The 14444-nt window shown below is 64.8% G+C and carries 15 protein-coding genes and 1 tRNA gene; 6 read left to right on the top strand and 10 right to left on the bottom strand.

Annotation, left to right across the window (positions count from 1 at the left end; genetic code table 11):
• Window positions 1-8 precede the first annotated feature (8 nt).
• Together SPR01S_RS07750 and SPR01S_RS07745 are read right to left on the bottom strand one after the other, a co-directional pair.
• Complete coding sequence (locus SPR01S_RS07750) at window positions 9-452, bottom strand: VOC family protein (protein WP_245661912.1); 444 nt, start codon at window positions 450-452, stop codon at window positions 9-11.
• 137 nt (window positions 453-589) lie between these two features.
• Window positions 590-663, bottom strand: a tRNA-Gly gene (locus tag SPR01S_RS07745).
• A gap of 122 nt (window positions 664-785) precedes the next feature.
• On the opposite strand from SPR01S_RS07745, the gene SPR01S_RS07740 reads away from it, so the two are divergent.
• Complete coding sequence (locus SPR01S_RS07740; protein WP_066587507.1) at window positions 786-2312, top strand: TgpA N-terminal domain-containing protein; 1527 nt, start codon at window positions 786-788, stop codon at window positions 2310-2312.
• A gap of 104 nt (window positions 2313-2416) precedes the next feature.
• Window positions 2417-3748, top strand: coding sequence for a methyltransferase family protein (locus tag SPR01S_RS07735; RefSeq protein ID WP_066587505.1), 1332 nt, complete (start codon window positions 2417-2419; stop codon window positions 3746-3748).
• Here SPR01S_RS07735 and SPR01S_RS07730 read toward each other — a convergent pair.
• The 5 genes from SPR01S_RS07730 to SPR01S_RS07715 form a co-directional block, all read right to left on the bottom strand.
• A complete protein-coding gene (locus SPR01S_RS07730; protein WP_066587503.1) occupies window positions 3729-3992 on the bottom strand; it encodes a hypothetical protein in 264 nt (87 codons plus the stop codon). The genes SPR01S_RS07735 and SPR01S_RS07730 overlap by 20 nt on opposite strands.
• Window positions 3992-5365 (bottom strand): glutamate--cysteine ligase, encoded by a 1374-nt coding sequence (locus tag SPR01S_RS07725; RefSeq protein ID WP_066587647.1) that lies wholly within the window; start codon window positions 5363-5365, stop codon window positions 3992-3994. The genes SPR01S_RS07730 and SPR01S_RS07725 overlap by 1 nt, the downstream gene beginning before the upstream one ends.
• Window positions 5366-5417: 52 nt before the next feature.
• Window positions 5418-6161 carry a 16S rRNA (uracil(1498)-N(3))-methyltransferase gene (locus tag SPR01S_RS07720; RefSeq protein WP_066587501.1) on the bottom strand — a complete coding sequence of 248 codons (744 nt, stop codon included), beginning with the start codon at window positions 6159-6161 and terminating at the stop codon, window positions 5418-5420.
• 170 nt (window positions 6162-6331) lie between these two features.
• Window positions 6332-6484, bottom strand: a complete 153-nt coding sequence (locus tag SPR01S_RS21810; protein WP_169803396.1) for a hypothetical protein — start codon at window positions 6482-6484, stop codon at window positions 6332-6334.
• 28 nt (window positions 6485-6512) lie between these two features.
• Complete coding sequence (locus SPR01S_RS07715) at window positions 6513-6950, bottom strand: DUF2147 domain-containing protein (RefSeq protein WP_066587500.1); 438 nt, start codon at window positions 6948-6950, stop codon at window positions 6513-6515.
• A gap of 114 nt (window positions 6951-7064) precedes the next feature.
• Here SPR01S_RS07715 and ubiA point away from each other — a divergent pair, with 114 nt between their 5' ends.
• The 3 genes from ubiA (at window position 7065) to SPR01S_RS07700 (ending at window position 10188) form a co-directional block, all read left to right on the top strand.
• Window positions 7065-7988 (top strand): 4-hydroxybenzoate octaprenyltransferase, encoded by a 924-nt coding sequence (ubiA, locus tag SPR01S_RS07710; protein ID WP_066587498.1) that lies wholly within the window; start codon window positions 7065-7067, stop codon window positions 7986-7988.
• A 78-nt stretch (window positions 7989-8066) separates the two neighbouring features.
• Window positions 8067-9413, top strand: a complete 1347-nt coding sequence (locus SPR01S_RS07705) for a TldD/PmbA family protein (protein WP_066587496.1) — start codon at window positions 8067-8069, stop codon at window positions 9411-9413.
• Window positions 9406-10188: a 3'(2'),5'-bisphosphate nucleotidase CysQ gene (locus SPR01S_RS07700; RefSeq protein WP_066587493.1), complete on the top strand. Its 783-nt coding sequence runs from the start codon at window positions 9406-9408 to the stop codon at window positions 10186-10188. Before SPR01S_RS07705 ends, SPR01S_RS07700 begins: the two co-directional genes overlap by 8 nt.
• A gap of 199 nt (window positions 10189-10387) precedes the next feature.
• Here the strand turns inward: SPR01S_RS07700 and dnaA are convergent, their stop codons facing one another.
• The 3 genes from dnaA to mutM form a co-directional block, all read right to left on the bottom strand.
• Complete coding sequence (gene dnaA / locus SPR01S_RS07695) at window positions 10388-11740, bottom strand: chromosomal replication initiator protein DnaA (RefSeq protein ID WP_245661911.1); 1353 nt, start codon at window positions 11738-11740, stop codon at window positions 10388-10390.
• A gap of 480 nt (window positions 11741-12220) precedes the next feature.
• Window positions 12221-12481: a 30S ribosomal protein S20 gene (gene rpsT / locus SPR01S_RS07690; protein ID WP_066587490.1), complete on the bottom strand. Its 261-nt coding sequence runs from the start codon at window positions 12479-12481 to the stop codon at window positions 12221-12223.
• 338 nt (window positions 12482-12819) lie between these two features.
• A complete protein-coding gene (mutM, locus tag SPR01S_RS07685) occupies window positions 12820-13632 on the bottom strand; it encodes a bifunctional DNA-formamidopyrimidine glycosylase/DNA-(apurinic or apyrimidinic site) lyase (RefSeq protein WP_066587487.1) in 813 nt (270 codons plus the stop codon).
• A gap of 56 nt (window positions 13633-13688) precedes the next feature.
• Between mutM and SPR01S_RS07680 the strand changes: the two genes are divergently transcribed.
• Complete coding sequence (locus SPR01S_RS07680; RefSeq protein ID WP_066587485.1) at window positions 13689-14420, top strand: class I SAM-dependent methyltransferase; 732 nt, start codon at window positions 13689-13691, stop codon at window positions 14418-14420.
• Window positions 14421-14444: the final 24 nt, after the last annotated feature.

Below are 14444 nucleotides of genomic sequence, written 5' to 3'. Positions count from 1 at the left end.
TCGGAACGTCACGCGGGCGCGTGACACACAGCTTCGACGTTCAAGCCATCGGGATCGATGACGAACGCGGCATAATAACTGGGGTGATAATGCGGGCGAAGGCCGGGCGCCCCATTGTCCTTGCCGCCGGCGCTCAGCGCCGCGGCGTAAAAGGCATCGACCTGCGACCGCGAAGCCGCTGAGAAAGCGACATGGATGCCGGTACCGCGAGGGCCGTCGTCGCCGAGCCAAAAGAACGGTTTGCCGTCCTTGCCGTAGCCGATGCCATGATAGCCGCCGCTTTCTTCCGACATCACTTCCATGATCATGCCGAAATCCAGAGTCGCCAACGCCGCGTCGTAAAAGCGCTTGGACGCTTCGAAATCGCTCGCGCCAATGCCGATATGGTCGATCATCTTGCCCTCCTCGCCGAGATCGAGCCAATTGAACGCACGGCCCGTCGCGCTCCGCATTCATGAACGATGTGGCGCACCCTCGGCTGTTCGTATTTCACCGGACCCTTATCGGCCCATTCCGCGAATGGCCGACTGTGCTCCGCTCGGCAAAAGGCCGGCGTCAGCAGACGTCGCTCGATCGTCGACGAGGAAGTTGGAGCGGGTAACGGGAATCGAACCCGTGTATTCAGCTTGGAAGGCTGCTGCACTACCATTGTGCTATACCCGCATCCGGCTGGTGCGGCGCACCGGTTAGCGCGACGATCAGCGAGGCGCAAGGGTCAGGCGCCCTGGAAGGCCTCAACCATTCATACTTAACGGATCGTTCACCAAACCCCCGCACTAAGCCGTATGGACCATAAGGGACGCTCCGTTCTTGCCCCCGGGCCGGCGCTTCACGCGCGCGATGATCCAGCGATCGTCGGGTACGGCATTCGCCCTGCCACGCTCGCATCTGCGCTGGTCTCGTTCCTGGTGTTCGACCAGGTCATGCTCTGGCATTTCCTTGGCCTTGTCCCGCCGATACTCGTCGTGTCGGCGCTGGTCGCCTTGCCCGTGGCTTTCTGGCCGCTGACGCGACGCACCGCCGCTACAAGTGCAAGATTGCCGTGGAAGCTCCTGGGTATTTGCTTCGCCGTTTCGCTGGTTGTCTATATCCTGGGCGGCGAAGGACGGCTGTTTTACGCCAATGTGGATTGGCAGGTTCGTGGCGCGGTATTGCGCGACCTCGTCAACTACCCCTGGCCCGTCGTCTATGATGGAGCCGATCCGAAGATCCTGCGCTTGCCGCTAGGCATGTATTTGGTCCCGGCCTGGATCGGCAAACAATATGGCTTTCCGGCTGCCGAACTTGCGGAGTTGCTGCAAAACACCCTGCTGCTGACGGCCGTGCTGGCGCTCGGTTCGACCCTGTTCACCGGCACACGCGCGCGCCTGATCGCGCTGGGCGTATTCCTTGGTTTCAGCGGTATGGACGTTATCGGCGCGCTGCTCACCGGATACCCGATCTACAGCCATATCGAACAATGGAGTATCTACCAATTCTCCTCCCATATTACCCAGGCGTTCTGGGTGCCCCAACACTCTTTGGCCGGCTGGATCGGGGCTTTGTGCTATCTGTTGTGGCGCGACGATAAGGCACCGGCGGCACTGCTGTTCTGTGTCGTCCCCCTGTCGGCGCTGTTGTCGCCGCTTGCTTTCATGGGCCTGCTCCCCTTTGCCGCACACGCCGCGGTGAGCGTCGTCTTGCGCCGTGAACTGCACGTCCGGGAACTGGCCTCACCGGCGCTCGCCGTCCTGCTCTCCCTCCCTTCGCTCGCCTATCTTACGGCTGCGGCGGATACGGTCGGTGCACATTTCGAGCCGCCCGTGATTCCTCAATATCTCGCGATCGAGCTTTTAGAGATCGTGCCGTTCTTCGTCGGGCTCAAACTCGCGGCGAGAACCGACCGATTTGGCCGAACGACGTTCGCGATCGTCGCGATCATCCTGCTGCTCGCACCGCTCGGAAAGGTGGGCAGAGGGATCGACTTCGTGATGAGGGTTTCGATACCCGCACTGGCCATTCTTTCCGTGCTGATCGCCGACCTGTTCAGCACCCCGCCTGACGCCTCTGGCCGACGTGGCCGTCGGATCGTGCTTGGTGCTTTCCTGATCGGCCTGGCAACGCCGGCCACGGAGATCGGCCGCGCAATCTTCTTTCCTCGGTCCCCTGCGCCGCTGTGCAGCTATCTCGGCGTCGTACCCGGCGGTGCTACCGACTATGTAGCATCTCTCTCACGGTTGCCGGTCTGGATCAGGCCAAACGAGCCGGCAATGGTTCGGCCTCGCGATCCCAAGCAATGCTGGAACGGACCCTGGCCAAAACCGATCACATAGGGCCGTACAAGGCGCCTGCTTTGCAAGTGATGTGCGTGCTTTAGCTGCTTGCGGTCCAACATCCTTCACGGCTTGCTTACCATTTCGCGCGTATCCCCGCGCGTATGTATCACGACCCAGCATTGGGCACGGCCGCCAAGGCCGATCCGCGCCCCAAGTCCGCCGTGTCCACCGGGACCGGCATATCCGGGCTGGCCGGGCTGTTCACGTGGATCGCGATCGCGCGCTGGTTCGGGATGGACGGTACCTATGCCGCGCTGGCCAATGTCGCGGCGACCGGACTGCCGATGGTGTTGTGGTCCGTATTCGTCGACAAGGTCCACCGCAATCCTTCTACCGGGATCGATTGGGCCAATCCCAAGCCTTGGCGCGATACGCTCGACATCTCGATCACCAAGCTGGCCGGACTGTGGCTGACCTGGGCCGGCATCGCCTGTCTCTACGCCGTCGGGCGCTTCTATTGGGAAGGCAATTTCCAATTCTCGATGTGGTGCCTGATGTGGGCTGCGCCGGTCCTGTTCGTCGCCTCGATCCCCTACACCTTGTGGCTTGATCGCCGCATGGTCGAGCCGAAGGACGGGTGTTGGGCCTTGGGCGCCTGGATGATGGGGCTCAAGGAGCCGATCGATCAGGAAGCGATCTGGAACCACCTCAAAAGCTGGGGCGTGAAGATGTTCTTCACCGCCTTCATGCTCGCGATCGTACCGCCGGGGTTCGGCGATTTCGTGCGCGGCGATTTCAGCCGGGTGCTCGCCAGTCCGGTGGCCTTGGCCAATTGGCTGATCACTTTCATGTTTCTGGTCGATGTCGCGTTCGCGACCGCAGGCTATCTGCTCGCGTTGCGCCCGCTCGATTCGCACATCCGCACCGCCAACCCTTACGCCGCGGGGTGGATGGCGGCGCTGATCTGCTACCCGCCCTTCGTGCTGATGGGCGATAACGGCCCGCTCGATTATCATCCGGGGACCTATGGCGAAGCCGGCTGGTCGACCTGGTTCGCCAATTACCCGGTGCTGCTGGTCGGCATCGGCACCATATTGGTGCTGCTCACCGCGATCTACGCCTGGGCGACGGTCACCTTCGGCATCCGCTTTTCCAACCTGACCAATCGCGGCATCCTGACCAACGGACCCTATGCCTTTTCGCGCCACCCCGCTTATCTGTCCAAGAACCTGTTCTGGCTGATCGCGACCGTGCCGTTCCTGACCACCGGCAGCTGGCTCGACGCGGTGCGATCGACCGCGATCATGGCGATCGTCGCCGGCATCTATTATTGGCGCGCGCGGACCGAGGAACGTCATTTACGCGCCGACCCGGCTTATGAGGAATATTATCAGTGGATGGAGCGCAACGGCCTGGTGCCGCGCTTTTTCCGCTGGCTGACCGGCAAGACGGTGTCCGGCGCGGCCGAAGCCGCTATCCCTGAGAAAGCATGAAGCCGATCAGGCCGATGACGAACACCCAGTTGGCCTGCCACAGTCGCGCCCAATAGGGGCCCCCGGGACAGAGCCGGGCGTAATCCGACCATGTCAATACCGCGGGCCGACGATGGGAGAGCCGTCTGCCCTCGATCGCGCCGACAACCTTGGCCATCCGGCCAGTATAGAGCAGCGAGCCGAACAAGCCGGCGATTGCGACCGCACCAAAAATCATCGCAGCGATCAGCCGCGATGGGGCCATCAGAAGCTCATCTCGTCATAGATTTTGGAGATGTCGCCGTTCCACTCGCCGTTATAGCGGTCGAGCAGGATCTGCGCGGGTACCTTGCCCGACCGCACGACCTCGCGCAGCGGATCGAGGAAGCCGGTCTCGTTGGTTCCGCCGGCATCGGTCCGCGCGCGCGCGGTCAGTCCGGCATGGGCGATGTCGAGCACCTGGCCGGCAATGTCGCGCAGCTTGCCGCCACCCGGTAGCGGCGCATCGAGCGCCAGCGCCGGCACCGAGTTCCGCAATTCCTCGCGCTCGGCCATGGTCCAATGCCGGACCAGGTCCCATGCCGCATCGAGCGCGCCCTGATCGTAGAGCAGTCCGACCCAGAATGCCGGCAACGCGCAAATCCGCCCCCACGGGCCGCCATCGGCGCCGCGCATCTCCAGGAAGGTCTTGAGCCGAACTTCGGGGAAGGCAGTCGAGAGATGATCCGACCAATCCTCGATCGTCGGCTTCTCACCCGGCAGGATGTCGAGCTTGCCGTCCAGGAAATCGCGGAAGCTGAGGCCGGCGGCGTCGAGATATTGGCCGTCGCGATAGACGAAGTACATCGGCACATCGAGCGCATAGTCGGCGTAGCGCTCGTAGCCAAAGCCGTCCTCGAACACGAACGGCAGCATGCCGGTGCGCGCGGGGTCGGTGTCCGACCAGATATGGCTGCGGAACGACAACATGCCGTTGGGCTTGCCCTCGGTGAACGGTGAATTGGCGAACAAAGCGGTCGCCAGCGGCTGCAGCGCGAGCCCGACGCGGAACTTCTTCACCATGTCCACTTCGGACGCATAGTCCAGATTGACCTGGATCGTGCAGGTCCGGAGCATCATGTCGAGCCCCAGGCTGCCGACCCGCGGCATGTGGCGCAGCATGATCGCGTAGCGGCCCTTGGGCATGATCGGCAGATCCTGCCGCGCCTTGTCCGGCCACATGCCCATGCCAAGAAAACCCAGCCCCAGCCGGTCGCCGAGCGTCTTGACCTGTTGCAGATGACGGCCGGTTTCGGCGCAGGTCTCGTGCAGGTTTTCGAGCGGGGCACCCGACAGTTCGAATTGTCCGGCGGGCTCGAGGCTGACCGATCCATCCGCGCCGGTCAGCGCGATGATCTTGCCATTCTCCTCGACCGGCCGCCAGCCGAACTCGGTCAGCCCGTTGAGCAGGTCGCGGATGCCGCCGGGTTCATCCCAGGACGGCGCGCGATGATCGTCGGTGCGATAGACGAATTTCTCGTGTTCGGTACCGATCCGCCAGCGCTCGGCCGGTTTCTCTCCTCCTGCGAAAAAATCGATCAGCTGCTGGCGGTCTTCGATGACCGCTGCGTTCGTGTCCGTAACGGTCTTCGTCGTCATGGCGCGCATGTAGCTACGCAATAGGCGCCGCGCTAGTCTTCCGGGGGGACGTTCACCAATCTCCCGCAGCGGACATCCAGATCGCGACTGCCGCCGCCGCCGCGGTCTCGGCGCGAAGGATGCGCGGGCCGAGACCGATCCCGACAGCCTGGGGCAGCGCGCGGATCGCCTCGCGTTCGGCGTCGTCGAATCCGCCTTCCGGTCCGATCAGGATCGCCGCCGGTCCTCGATGCGCCGCCATAGCCTCGGCCGCAGGGGCGCCGCCGGTCTCGTCGGCGAAGAACAATGCGCGGTCGGCCGGCCAGTCGCGGAGCAAGGCCTCCAGCTTCACTGCTTCCGCCAATTCGGGCAGCGCTGTCCGGTCGCATTGTTCGGCCGCCTCGATCATGTGGCTGCGCAGGCGGTCGAGGTTGAGCCGGTCGATCACCGTGCGGCGAGTCAGCACCGGCACCAGCCGCGCCACGCCCAGCTCGCAGGCTTTCTCGGCGACCCAGTCGATCCGGCCCTTCTTGATTGGCGCCGCGCACAGCCACAGGTCGGGCACCGGCTCGCGCTCGCGCAGATGCGCCGAAATAGTCAGGTTCAGGTCGCGCTTGCCGACCGCGCTGGTGATAGCGAGCCATTCGCCAGTGGCGTCATCGAACAATTTGACGGGATCGCCCGTTTTCAGCCGTAGTACCGACAACAGGTAATGCGCCTGTCCGCCCTCGACGCGCACATCCATGCCCTCGGCAAGCGGGGTCTCGACGAACAAGCGCGGCGTCGATCGCGGCGGCCAAGCGGGGGTTGCTGCCATGCCCCGCGACTTAGCGAGTTCGTCTCTCGGGAGCTAGCGGCGCCACTCTTTTCCCCTCCCGCTTGCGGAAGGGTCGGGGGAGGGTTTGTTTCTGCAGGACATCGCCTCAGAACACGCCCTCCCCTAACCCCTCCCGCAAGCGGGAGGGGGAATGTGCGGGATGCCTTAGATCAGGGCCGCGGCTTCCGCCGCATCATCCGCCAGCCGACCGCCAACGCCGCGATACCGAAAGCGCCGCCGATCAGCGCCAGCCCCGCCGCCTGGGCGATGCCCCAGAACAGCGTCTCTGCGAACCGGGCAATGGCGACGGAAAGATGGACCATGGATTGGTCCCTTAACGTGTTAACCGGCCTAGCGTATCCGTTTCCAGTGCCGCGTCTGGCAGCCGAAGCCGAATAAGGCGCAGCCGCTGGCGGTGATACTGTCGGAATCGGTCAGTTCGATCCGCCCTGAAATCGTTTGGTCGAGCGCGGGAACGTACACCTTGCCCTTCCATTCGTTGGGGCCGGTCTGACGGAATTCGCGGAACACTTGCGTGCCGATCAAGGATCGGCCGCGCGAGGCGATATCGGCCTTGGTCTTGTCGTCGGCCCAGATCACCGTGCCGCACATCGCATCGCCGCAGCGCCCGGCACGCACGTGCATCGTGTTGTTCATGTTGGTCCAGGTGCCCGTCCACGCCGCGCCGGCGCGTGCCGGATCGGGTTCGGGGCCGGCTTGTGCAGACGCCGCAACGACGGTCAGCGTCAGCGCGGCGCAGGCCAGAAGTCGGGGCATGATCGTCGACATCGCAAACTCCAAAAACGCACTCCCCCGCCCCCTCGACCTAGAAATAGAAATTGTCCGTCGTGGGGCAAGGCGTGGCGCTGGTGCGGCAATTCGCACGTCGCTAGTGAATGAGTGATGACTGCAGCACCCGAGTCCGAGATCGTCCCAGACACCCAATATCGCGGCTTGGTCGGGCGGTTGCCGCCCTATCCGCGCGCTTTGGCGCTGCTGGCGCGATTCGATCGGCCGATCGGTTGGCAATTGCTGTTCTGGCCGGGCGCCTGGGCCATCGCGCTGGCGCATGGCGCGATCGATCGCTGGGACCTGATCCTGTGGATCGCACTCGGAGCCATCGCAATGCGGGGTGCCGGCTGCGTCTATAACGACATCGTCGACCGCGATCTCGATCGCCAGGTCGAACGCACGCGGAGCCGCCCGCTCGCGTCGGGCGCAGTGTCGCTCAAGGCGGCATGGATGTGGCTGGTGTTCCTGTGCCTGATCGGGCTGGTCGTGCTGCTCCAGCTGCACCGTCATGCCGCGATCGTCGCGCTGGTCAGCCTGGCGCCGGTCGCCGCCTATCCTTTCATGAAGCGCATCACCTGGTGGCCGCAGGCGTGGCTGGGCATCGTCTTTTCCTGGGCGGCCTTGGTCGGATGGAGCGAGATCGCCGGGTCGCTGATGATGCCGGGGCCGATATTGTATCTGGGGTCGATCTTCTGGGTCATCGGCTACGACACGATCTACGCGCTCCAGGATATCGAGGACGATACATTGGTCGGCGTCCGTTCCTCGGCGCGCGCTTTGGGCAGCCGGGTCAGATCGGGCGTCGGCACTTTCTATGCGCTGGCGGTCGCCTGCTGGGCACTGGCCTTGTGGGAATTGCGGCCCGACCCGCTGGTACTTGTCGCGCTGGCGCCGGCCGCGCTGCATTTCGCCTGGCAAGTCGCGACACTCGACCCCGCCGACGGCACCAGCGCGCTTCGCCGCTTCCGCTCGAACCGATTCGCCGGGCTGCTGGTGTTCCTCGCCTGTTTCGTCGTCGGACAGACGAGTTTTTGAACGACCGCCAGCGGCCAATCTCGATCCGTTTTACCGGCGCCCTTTGACCGGCGCGCCTGCGCTTCCTAAGTGCCGGTCATGCTCACTCCCCATGCCGCGCGCGACCGCGCTCTCGATATCGTCACTCGCGCGCGCAAAGCCGGCGCGGATGCCGCCGACGCAGTGCTCGGCGCTTCCGCCAGCATTGAAGTGTCGGTGCGTCTCGGCGAGCTCGAGGATGTCGGCCGTTCCGAAGAGGAGCAATTGGGCCTGCGCGTGTTCGTCGGGCAGCGGTCGGCGTCGGTTTCCACCTCCGATCTGTCGTCAGCCGCGATGGACGCGCTGGTCGAGCGCGCAGTGGCGATGGCGCGCGAGGCGCCCGAGGACAAATGGGCCGGCCTCGCGCCCCAGGATCGGCTGATGACGGGGCCGATTCCCGATCTCGATCTGCAGGATGCCGACGATCCCGCCCCCGCCATACTCAAGCAAACCGCGCTCGCCGCGGAGGACGCCGCCCGCGCCGTGCCCGGCGTCACCAACAGCGAAGGCGGCGGCGCGTCGGCCTCGCGCGTCGCCTGGGCGCTCGCCACCAGCCACGGTTTCGCCGGCGCCTATACCACGACCAGCCATTCGGTATCGGCCAGCGTGCTGGCCGGCAGTGGCGGCGCGATGCAGCGGGATTACGGCCATCGCTCGGCGCGGCACCGCCTGCACCTTCCCTCGCCCGAGACGATCGGGCGCGAGGCCGGCGAACGAGCGGTCGCCCGGCTCGATCCCGGCAAGGTCGCGAGCGGCCCGATGCCGGTGCTGTTCGATCCGCGCGTCGGCGCCTCGCTGGTCGGTCACCTGACCGGCGCCATTTCGGGCGCGGCGATCGCGCGCGGCACCAGCTTCCTGCTCGGCAAATTGGGCGAGCAGATTTTCGCGAGCGGGATCGAGATCATCGACGATCCGCTCCGCCCGCACGGCCTGCGCTCGCGGCCGTTCGATGGCGAAGGCCTGGCGGTATCGGCGACCAGCTTGATCCGCGACGGAATCCTCACGACCTGGCTGCTCGATTCGGCGTCGGCGCGCCAGCTCGGGCTCCAACCTACCGGCCATGCCGCACGCGGCGGCGCCGGAGCACCGGGAGTCAGCACCACCAACACCTATCTTGTCGCGGGCAAAGTCAGCCGCGCCGACTTGATCGCCGGGGTAAAGAACGGCGTCTATGTCACCGAGCTGATCGGTCAGGGCGTCAACGGCGTCACCGGCGATTACAGCCGCGGCGCGGCGGGTTTCCTGATCGAGGACGGCGTGCTCACCACGCCGGTCGACGAATTCACCATTGCCGGCAATCTGAAGGACATGTTTCTCCAGCTGACCGCCGCCGACGACCTTGAATTCCGATATGCGACCAATGTCCCCACGCTCCGAGTCGATGGAATGACGGTAGCGGGTGGCTGAGCTGGTCGACGACATTGCGGCGATCGCTGCCGAAGCGGGAGCCTATGCGCTTGCGCGGTGGCGGACCGACTTCGCCCGTTGGGAAAAGGCCCCGGGCAACCCGGTCTGTCAGGTCGATCTCGACGTCAATTCCCTGCTGCGCGAACGGCTGACCGCGCTCGCGCCCGATGCGGGCTGGCTGTCGGAGGAAACGGTCGACGATGCGGTGCGGCTCAACCATCGCCGCTGCTGGGTGGTCGATCCGATCGACGGCACGCGCGACTTCATTCGCGGGCGCGAGGGTTGGGCGGTGTCGATCGCGCTGGTCGATGGCGAGCAGCCGGTGGCGGCGGTGCTCGATGCTCCCGCCCTAGGAGAGGTCTGGCGCGCCGAGACGGGCAAGGGTACGACCCTCAACGGTCAGCCGACAATGCATAGCGGACGCACGATCTTCACCGGCGCACGCACCCCGACCGATATATTGCCCAGCGTGGACGCGGATCTAGTCGCTGTCACCAAGCCCAACTCGATCGCCCTGCGCATAGCGATGGTCGCGGCGGGCCAGGCCGATCTGCTCGCGACGATCCGCTGGGGCAATGAATGGGATATCGCCGCCGCCGTGCTGATCGCGCGCGAGGCTGGCTGTGCGGTGAGCGACGCGGTCGGGCGCAAGCTGCGATTCAACACGCCGCGTGCCGAAGCGTTCGGCGTGCTCGCGACCGCGCCCGGTATCCACCTCGCGGCGATCGCGCGGCTGCACGAGCGCGCAGTGGCGGCGTTGGGCAAGCCACGCTGAGAATTCGCATACTTGCCCAGAGTTCATCTCAGCAAAGCTGAAAAGCGGCCCTTGCCTTTACGCTTCCCCGGCGAAGGCCGGGGCCCAGTATCGACGTCGTTGAGATGGCATCCCGCCGTCGAGGATGCCTGGCAATTGGGCCCCGGCCTTCGCCGGGGAGGCGCTTCAGTTATCGCCGCGCCGCACCCACGACCAGACTTCAGCCCTCCAGCTGGCGGATCAGGCTGCGCACCGCGCCGTCGATCTCGTTGTCGCTGCCGCGCAGTTCCTCGATGCGGCGCACCGCATGGATCACGGTCGAATGATCGCGGCCGCCGAATTTGCGGCCGATCTCCGGCAGCGAGCGCGTCGTCAGGCGCTTGGCGAGATACATGGCGATCTGGCGCGGGCGGGCGACCACCACGGCGCGGCGCGCCGAGACCAGGTCGACCGGCTTGAGGTCGTAATGCGCCGACACCGCACGCTGGATCTCGTCAATCGTGATTCGCTTGGTACCGCCGCGCAGCACGTCGCCGAGCGTCGCTTGGGCGAACTCCAGGTTGATCTCCTCGCCCGTCAACTGGGCGTAGGCGACCAGCCGATTGAGCGCGCCTTCGACCTCGCGCAGGCTGCCGGTGACCTTGTGCGCGAGCAGCTCAAGCACGTCTTCGGGCACCTTCACCTCGGGCAGCTCGCCGAGGCGATGATCGAGCAGCGCGCGGCGCAGAGTCGCGTCCGGCGTCTTGATGTCGGCGACCAGGCCCATCGCCAGCCGCGAGACGATCCGCGCCTCGACGTCGTCGAGTCCCTGCGGATGACGGTCGGCGGTGATCACCAGGCGCTTGCCGGCCGCGGTCAGCTCGTTGATCGTGTGGAAGAATTCGTCCTGGGTCGGCTTCTTGCCCGAGATGAAGTGCAGATCGTCGATCATCAGCAGATCGGCGCCGCGCAGCCGGGTCTTGAAGGCATGCGTATCGTTGGCGCGAATCGCCGCGACGAATTCGAACATGAATCGTTCGGCCGACATCAGGAACACGCGCGCATCGGGAACCGCCGCGAGATAGGCATGGCCGATCGCGTGCATCAGATGAGTCTTGCCGAGACCGGTGCCCGAATGGAGGAACAACGGGCTGAACCGAGGCACGCCCGGTTCCGCCAATGCCCTGGCAGCATTGAAGGCGACGCGATTCGACGGATCGACGACGAAGCGCTCGAACGTCAGGCGCGGGTCGAGCGTGGGACGCTCGGCGGCTTCGACGGGCGCGGCAGGCGCTTCGGCTGGCTCGTCGCTGGCGATGCGCAACACCGCCGGCGCCGATGCCTGGCGCACTTCGATCGAGACGGTGCGAATCGCCGGGATCGCGGCGCGAAATTCCTGGACCAGCCGGTCCTGATAATGGTTGCGGACCCAATTGGCGGTGAATGCCGATGGCAGGGTCAGGCGTACGGTCGTTTCGTCGTCGCTGTCGTCGAGCTCGATCGGCTTGAGCCATTGCTCGAACAGACGCGCACCAGCCGATTCCCTCAGGTTCTTGCGGATTCGCGCCCAGGCATTGAGAACTTCCCCGGGCACAACACCGTCCTTTGCCAACGAAACCGCCACCCGCAACAACCCCTTCTCCACCAGCCAACGCCCCCGCGACCGGCCCTTTTTCAGACAGACGACTCCCCCAGCCGGAAACGCATCCGCCTGACCGCGAGAACTGCTATGATTCGGCGAGCACCTGACCGGTGCTGCGAAGGCCGATTATGAAGCTCGGACGCCCCTGATCAAGCCCGACGATGACAGAAATATTAAAATAAAAACGTTGACTCGCCCTGACCCGCAGAAATCAGGGATTCTCTAAATAACCCACTGAATCCGGGTAAATTTCACGTGACGTTTCTGTGAAACATTTGCGAATCGCTAGGTTTTCCCATGGTTATGGGATTCGTTCGAATGCCGGGTATGGAGATCGCTGCAGAGCAGCATGGCGGGAGCGCCCGACAGCAAAAAGCCCGCCGGTGAATTTCTCACCGGCGGGCGCCATCCCCGCTACCAAATCGGGTAATTTCAGAGCGAGGCGAGTCGCTTGGTCAGACGCGAGAATTTGCGGCTCGCGGTGTTCTTGTGGAGCACGCCCTTGGCGACGCCACGCTGCAGCTCGGGCTGCACGGCAGCCAGCGCAACGGCGGCGGCTTCCTTGTCGCCGGCGGCCAAAGCCGATTCGACCTTCTTGACGAACGTACGGATACGGCCGACGCGGTTGCCGTTGATTTCCGCGCGACGCTCGTTGCGACGGATACGCTTCTTCGCTTGCGGCGTGTTCGCCATGAAAGTCCTCTAAGTCTCGCAAAAATGGGACAGGCACCGCACAAGGCGGCGCCCGGAAGCGGTGGCCCTTAGCGAGCGATAGGGATTCGGTCAACCGCGTTGAGATGGAAGAGGCTCATGCAAAGGCACGAAGGCGCCAAGTTTTGTGCGCGCAGAGGCGCAGGGAACGCAGAGGTCTATCGCTGGCTGCGCCAGCAGCCTGTCTCCGTGGCCGTCGGAAAAGGGCTCGCTGTCCCGCGCAATTTCACATCTCCGCGATCTCGGCGCCCCAGCGCGAACTCTCACTCTTCTTTGCGCCTTCGCGCCTTTGTGCGAATCTCTTTCGAAGCGACGCGAGACTAAGTCTGGCAGGAAGGACACCAGAAGGTCGACCGGCCGCCTTCGACATAGCGCTGAACGACGCCGCCGCAGCCGCATGGTTCGCCTTCCCGGCCATAGACGGCGAATTGCTTGGAGAAATAGCCGAGCTCGCCGTCCGGCCGGGCGAAATCGCGCAGGCTCGATCCCCCCGCCGCGATCGCCGAATCGAGCACAGCACGAACCTCGCGCACCAGTCGTTCGAGCCGCGCGAGGCTGATCCGTCCCGCTTCGCGCTTAGGCAAGATGCGTGCGGCATAGAGCGCCTCGCACACATAGATGTTGCCCAAACCCGCGACGATCCGCTGGTCGAGCAGCATCTGCTTGATCGACGCGAACCGGGTCTTGAGCGCAGCCTTGAGATAAGGCGCGGTGAAGTCCGGGCCGAGCGGCTCGGGGCCCAGCGCCTTGAACGCGGGGAAGTCCGCAAGGCCTTCGGTCGGCACCAGATCGACCGACCCGAATCGCCGCGGGTCGTTGAGCACGATGCGGCGTCCTTCCTGGGTATCGATCACGAGATGATCGTGCGGCAGCAATTCGTGGGGATCGACTCGCCATCGCCCGGACATGCCGAGATGGAAGATCATCGTGTCGCCGCGGTCGGTCTCGACCAGCCCGTATTTGGCGCGGCGCCCCAGCCCCGTAACCGTCGCCCCGGTCATCCGCTGGGCAAGATCGGGCGGGAACGGCCGCCTGAGGTCGCCGCGATGCGTGACGACGCGGGTAAGCCGCCGACCCTTGAGGACGGGCTCGAGGCCGCGAACGGTCGTTTCGACTTCTGGAAGTTCAGGCACATTACCCAGCTAGGTTGGGTTTGCCCCCGCCACAAGCGCCCGCTAGAGCCGCGCGCATGACCGATACAGTCTCCTTCGGCTACGAAGATGTCAGCCCCGAGGAAAAGACCCGCCGCGTCGGCGGCGTCTTCGCCAGCGTCGCCAGCAAATATGACGTGATGAACGACGCCATGTCGGGCGGGCTGCACCGCGTTTGGAAAGACGTGTTCGTCCGCCGCGTTAAGCCGCGTGCCGGAGAGGCGATCCTCGATATGGCCGGCGGCACCGGCGACATCGCGTTCCGGATGGAGAAATCGGGCGCCGCGATCACCGTTGCCGACATCAACCCGGCGATGCTTGAGGTCGGGATCGAGCGTGCCGCCAAGCGCGGCATCGACGGCCTGGTGTGGAGCGAGGCCAATGCAGAGACACTGCAATGGCCCGACCGCTTCTTCGACGCTTACACGATCGCCTTCGGCATCCGGAACGTCACCGACATCCCCAAGGCGCTTCGCGAGGCCCATCGCGTGCTCAAGCGCGGCGGCCGCTTCTTCTGCCTGGAATTTTCCACCACCCTGTGGCCGGGTTTCGGCGACGTCTATGACGCCTATTCGCACCATGTAGTGCCCAAGGTCGGCCAGGCGATCGCCGGCGATGCCGAAAGCTATCGCTATCTGATCGAGTCGATCCGCCGCTTTCCGAACATGGAGCGGTTCAAGGAAATGATCGGCGAGGCGGGATTCGTTCAGACCAAGGTCGAACCGATGCTCGGCGGTCTGGTCGCGATCCATTGCGGCTGGAAGATTTGATGGGCCACTCAGAATTCCTCCCCG

Source organism: Sphingomonas pruni NBRC 15498 (genome assembly GCF_001598455.1).
Classification (GTDB): domain Bacteria; phylum Pseudomonadota; class Alphaproteobacteria; order Sphingomonadales; family Sphingomonadaceae; genus Sphingomonas; species Sphingomonas pruni.
The sequence above is the reverse complement of the archived record's forward strand: the minus strand, read 5'-3'. Positions and strand labels throughout refer to the sequence as shown.

Bases quoted from the DNA above. Each gene is read 5' to 3' on its own strand.
- SPR01S_RS07730 (WP_066587503.1), bottom strand. From the start codon at position 3,992: ATGGCCCCATCGCGGCTGATCGCTGCGATGATTTTTGGTGCGGTCGCA.
- SPR01S_RS07740 (WP_066587507.1), top strand. From the start codon at position 786: ATGGACCATAAGGGACGCTCCGTTCTTGCCCCCGGGCCGGCGCTTCAC.
- SPR01S_RS07705 (WP_066587496.1), top strand. From the start codon at position 8,067: ATGCTCACTCCCCATGCCGCGCGCGACCGCGCTCTCGATATCGTCACT.
- SPR01S_RS07725 (WP_066587647.1), bottom strand. From the start codon at position 5,365: ATGACGACGAAGACCGTTACGGACACGAACGCAGCGGTCATCGAAGAC.
- SPR01S_RS07750 (WP_245661912.1), bottom strand. From the start codon at position 452: ATGCGGAGCGCGACGGGCCGTGCGTTCAATTGGCTCGATCTCGGCGAG.
- SPR01S_RS07680 (WP_066587485.1), top strand. From the start codon at position 13,689: ATGACCGATACAGTCTCCTTCGGCTACGAAGATGTCAGCCCCGAGGAA.
- SPR01S_RS07735 (WP_066587505.1), top strand. From the start codon at position 2,417: ATGTATCACGACCCAGCATTGGGCACGGCCGCCAAGGCCGATCCGCGC.
- rpsT (WP_066587490.1), bottom strand. From the start codon at position 12,481: ATGGCGAACACGCCGCAAGCGAAGAAGCGTATCCGTCGCAACGAGCGT.
- SPR01S_RS07715 (WP_066587500.1), bottom strand. From the start codon at position 6,950: ATGTCGACGATCATGCCCCGACTTCTGGCCTGCGCCGCGCTGACGCTG.
- ubiA (WP_066587498.1), top strand. From the start codon at position 7,065: ATGACTGCAGCACCCGAGTCCGAGATCGTCCCAGACACCCAATATCGC.
- SPR01S_RS07720 (WP_066587501.1), bottom strand. From the start codon at position 6,161: ATGGCAGCAACCCCCGCTTGGCCGCCGCGATCGACGCCGCGCTTGTTC.
- SPR01S_RS21810 (WP_169803396.1), bottom strand. From the start codon at position 6,484: ATGGTCCATCTTTCCGTCGCCATTGCCCGGTTCGCAGAGACGCTGTTC.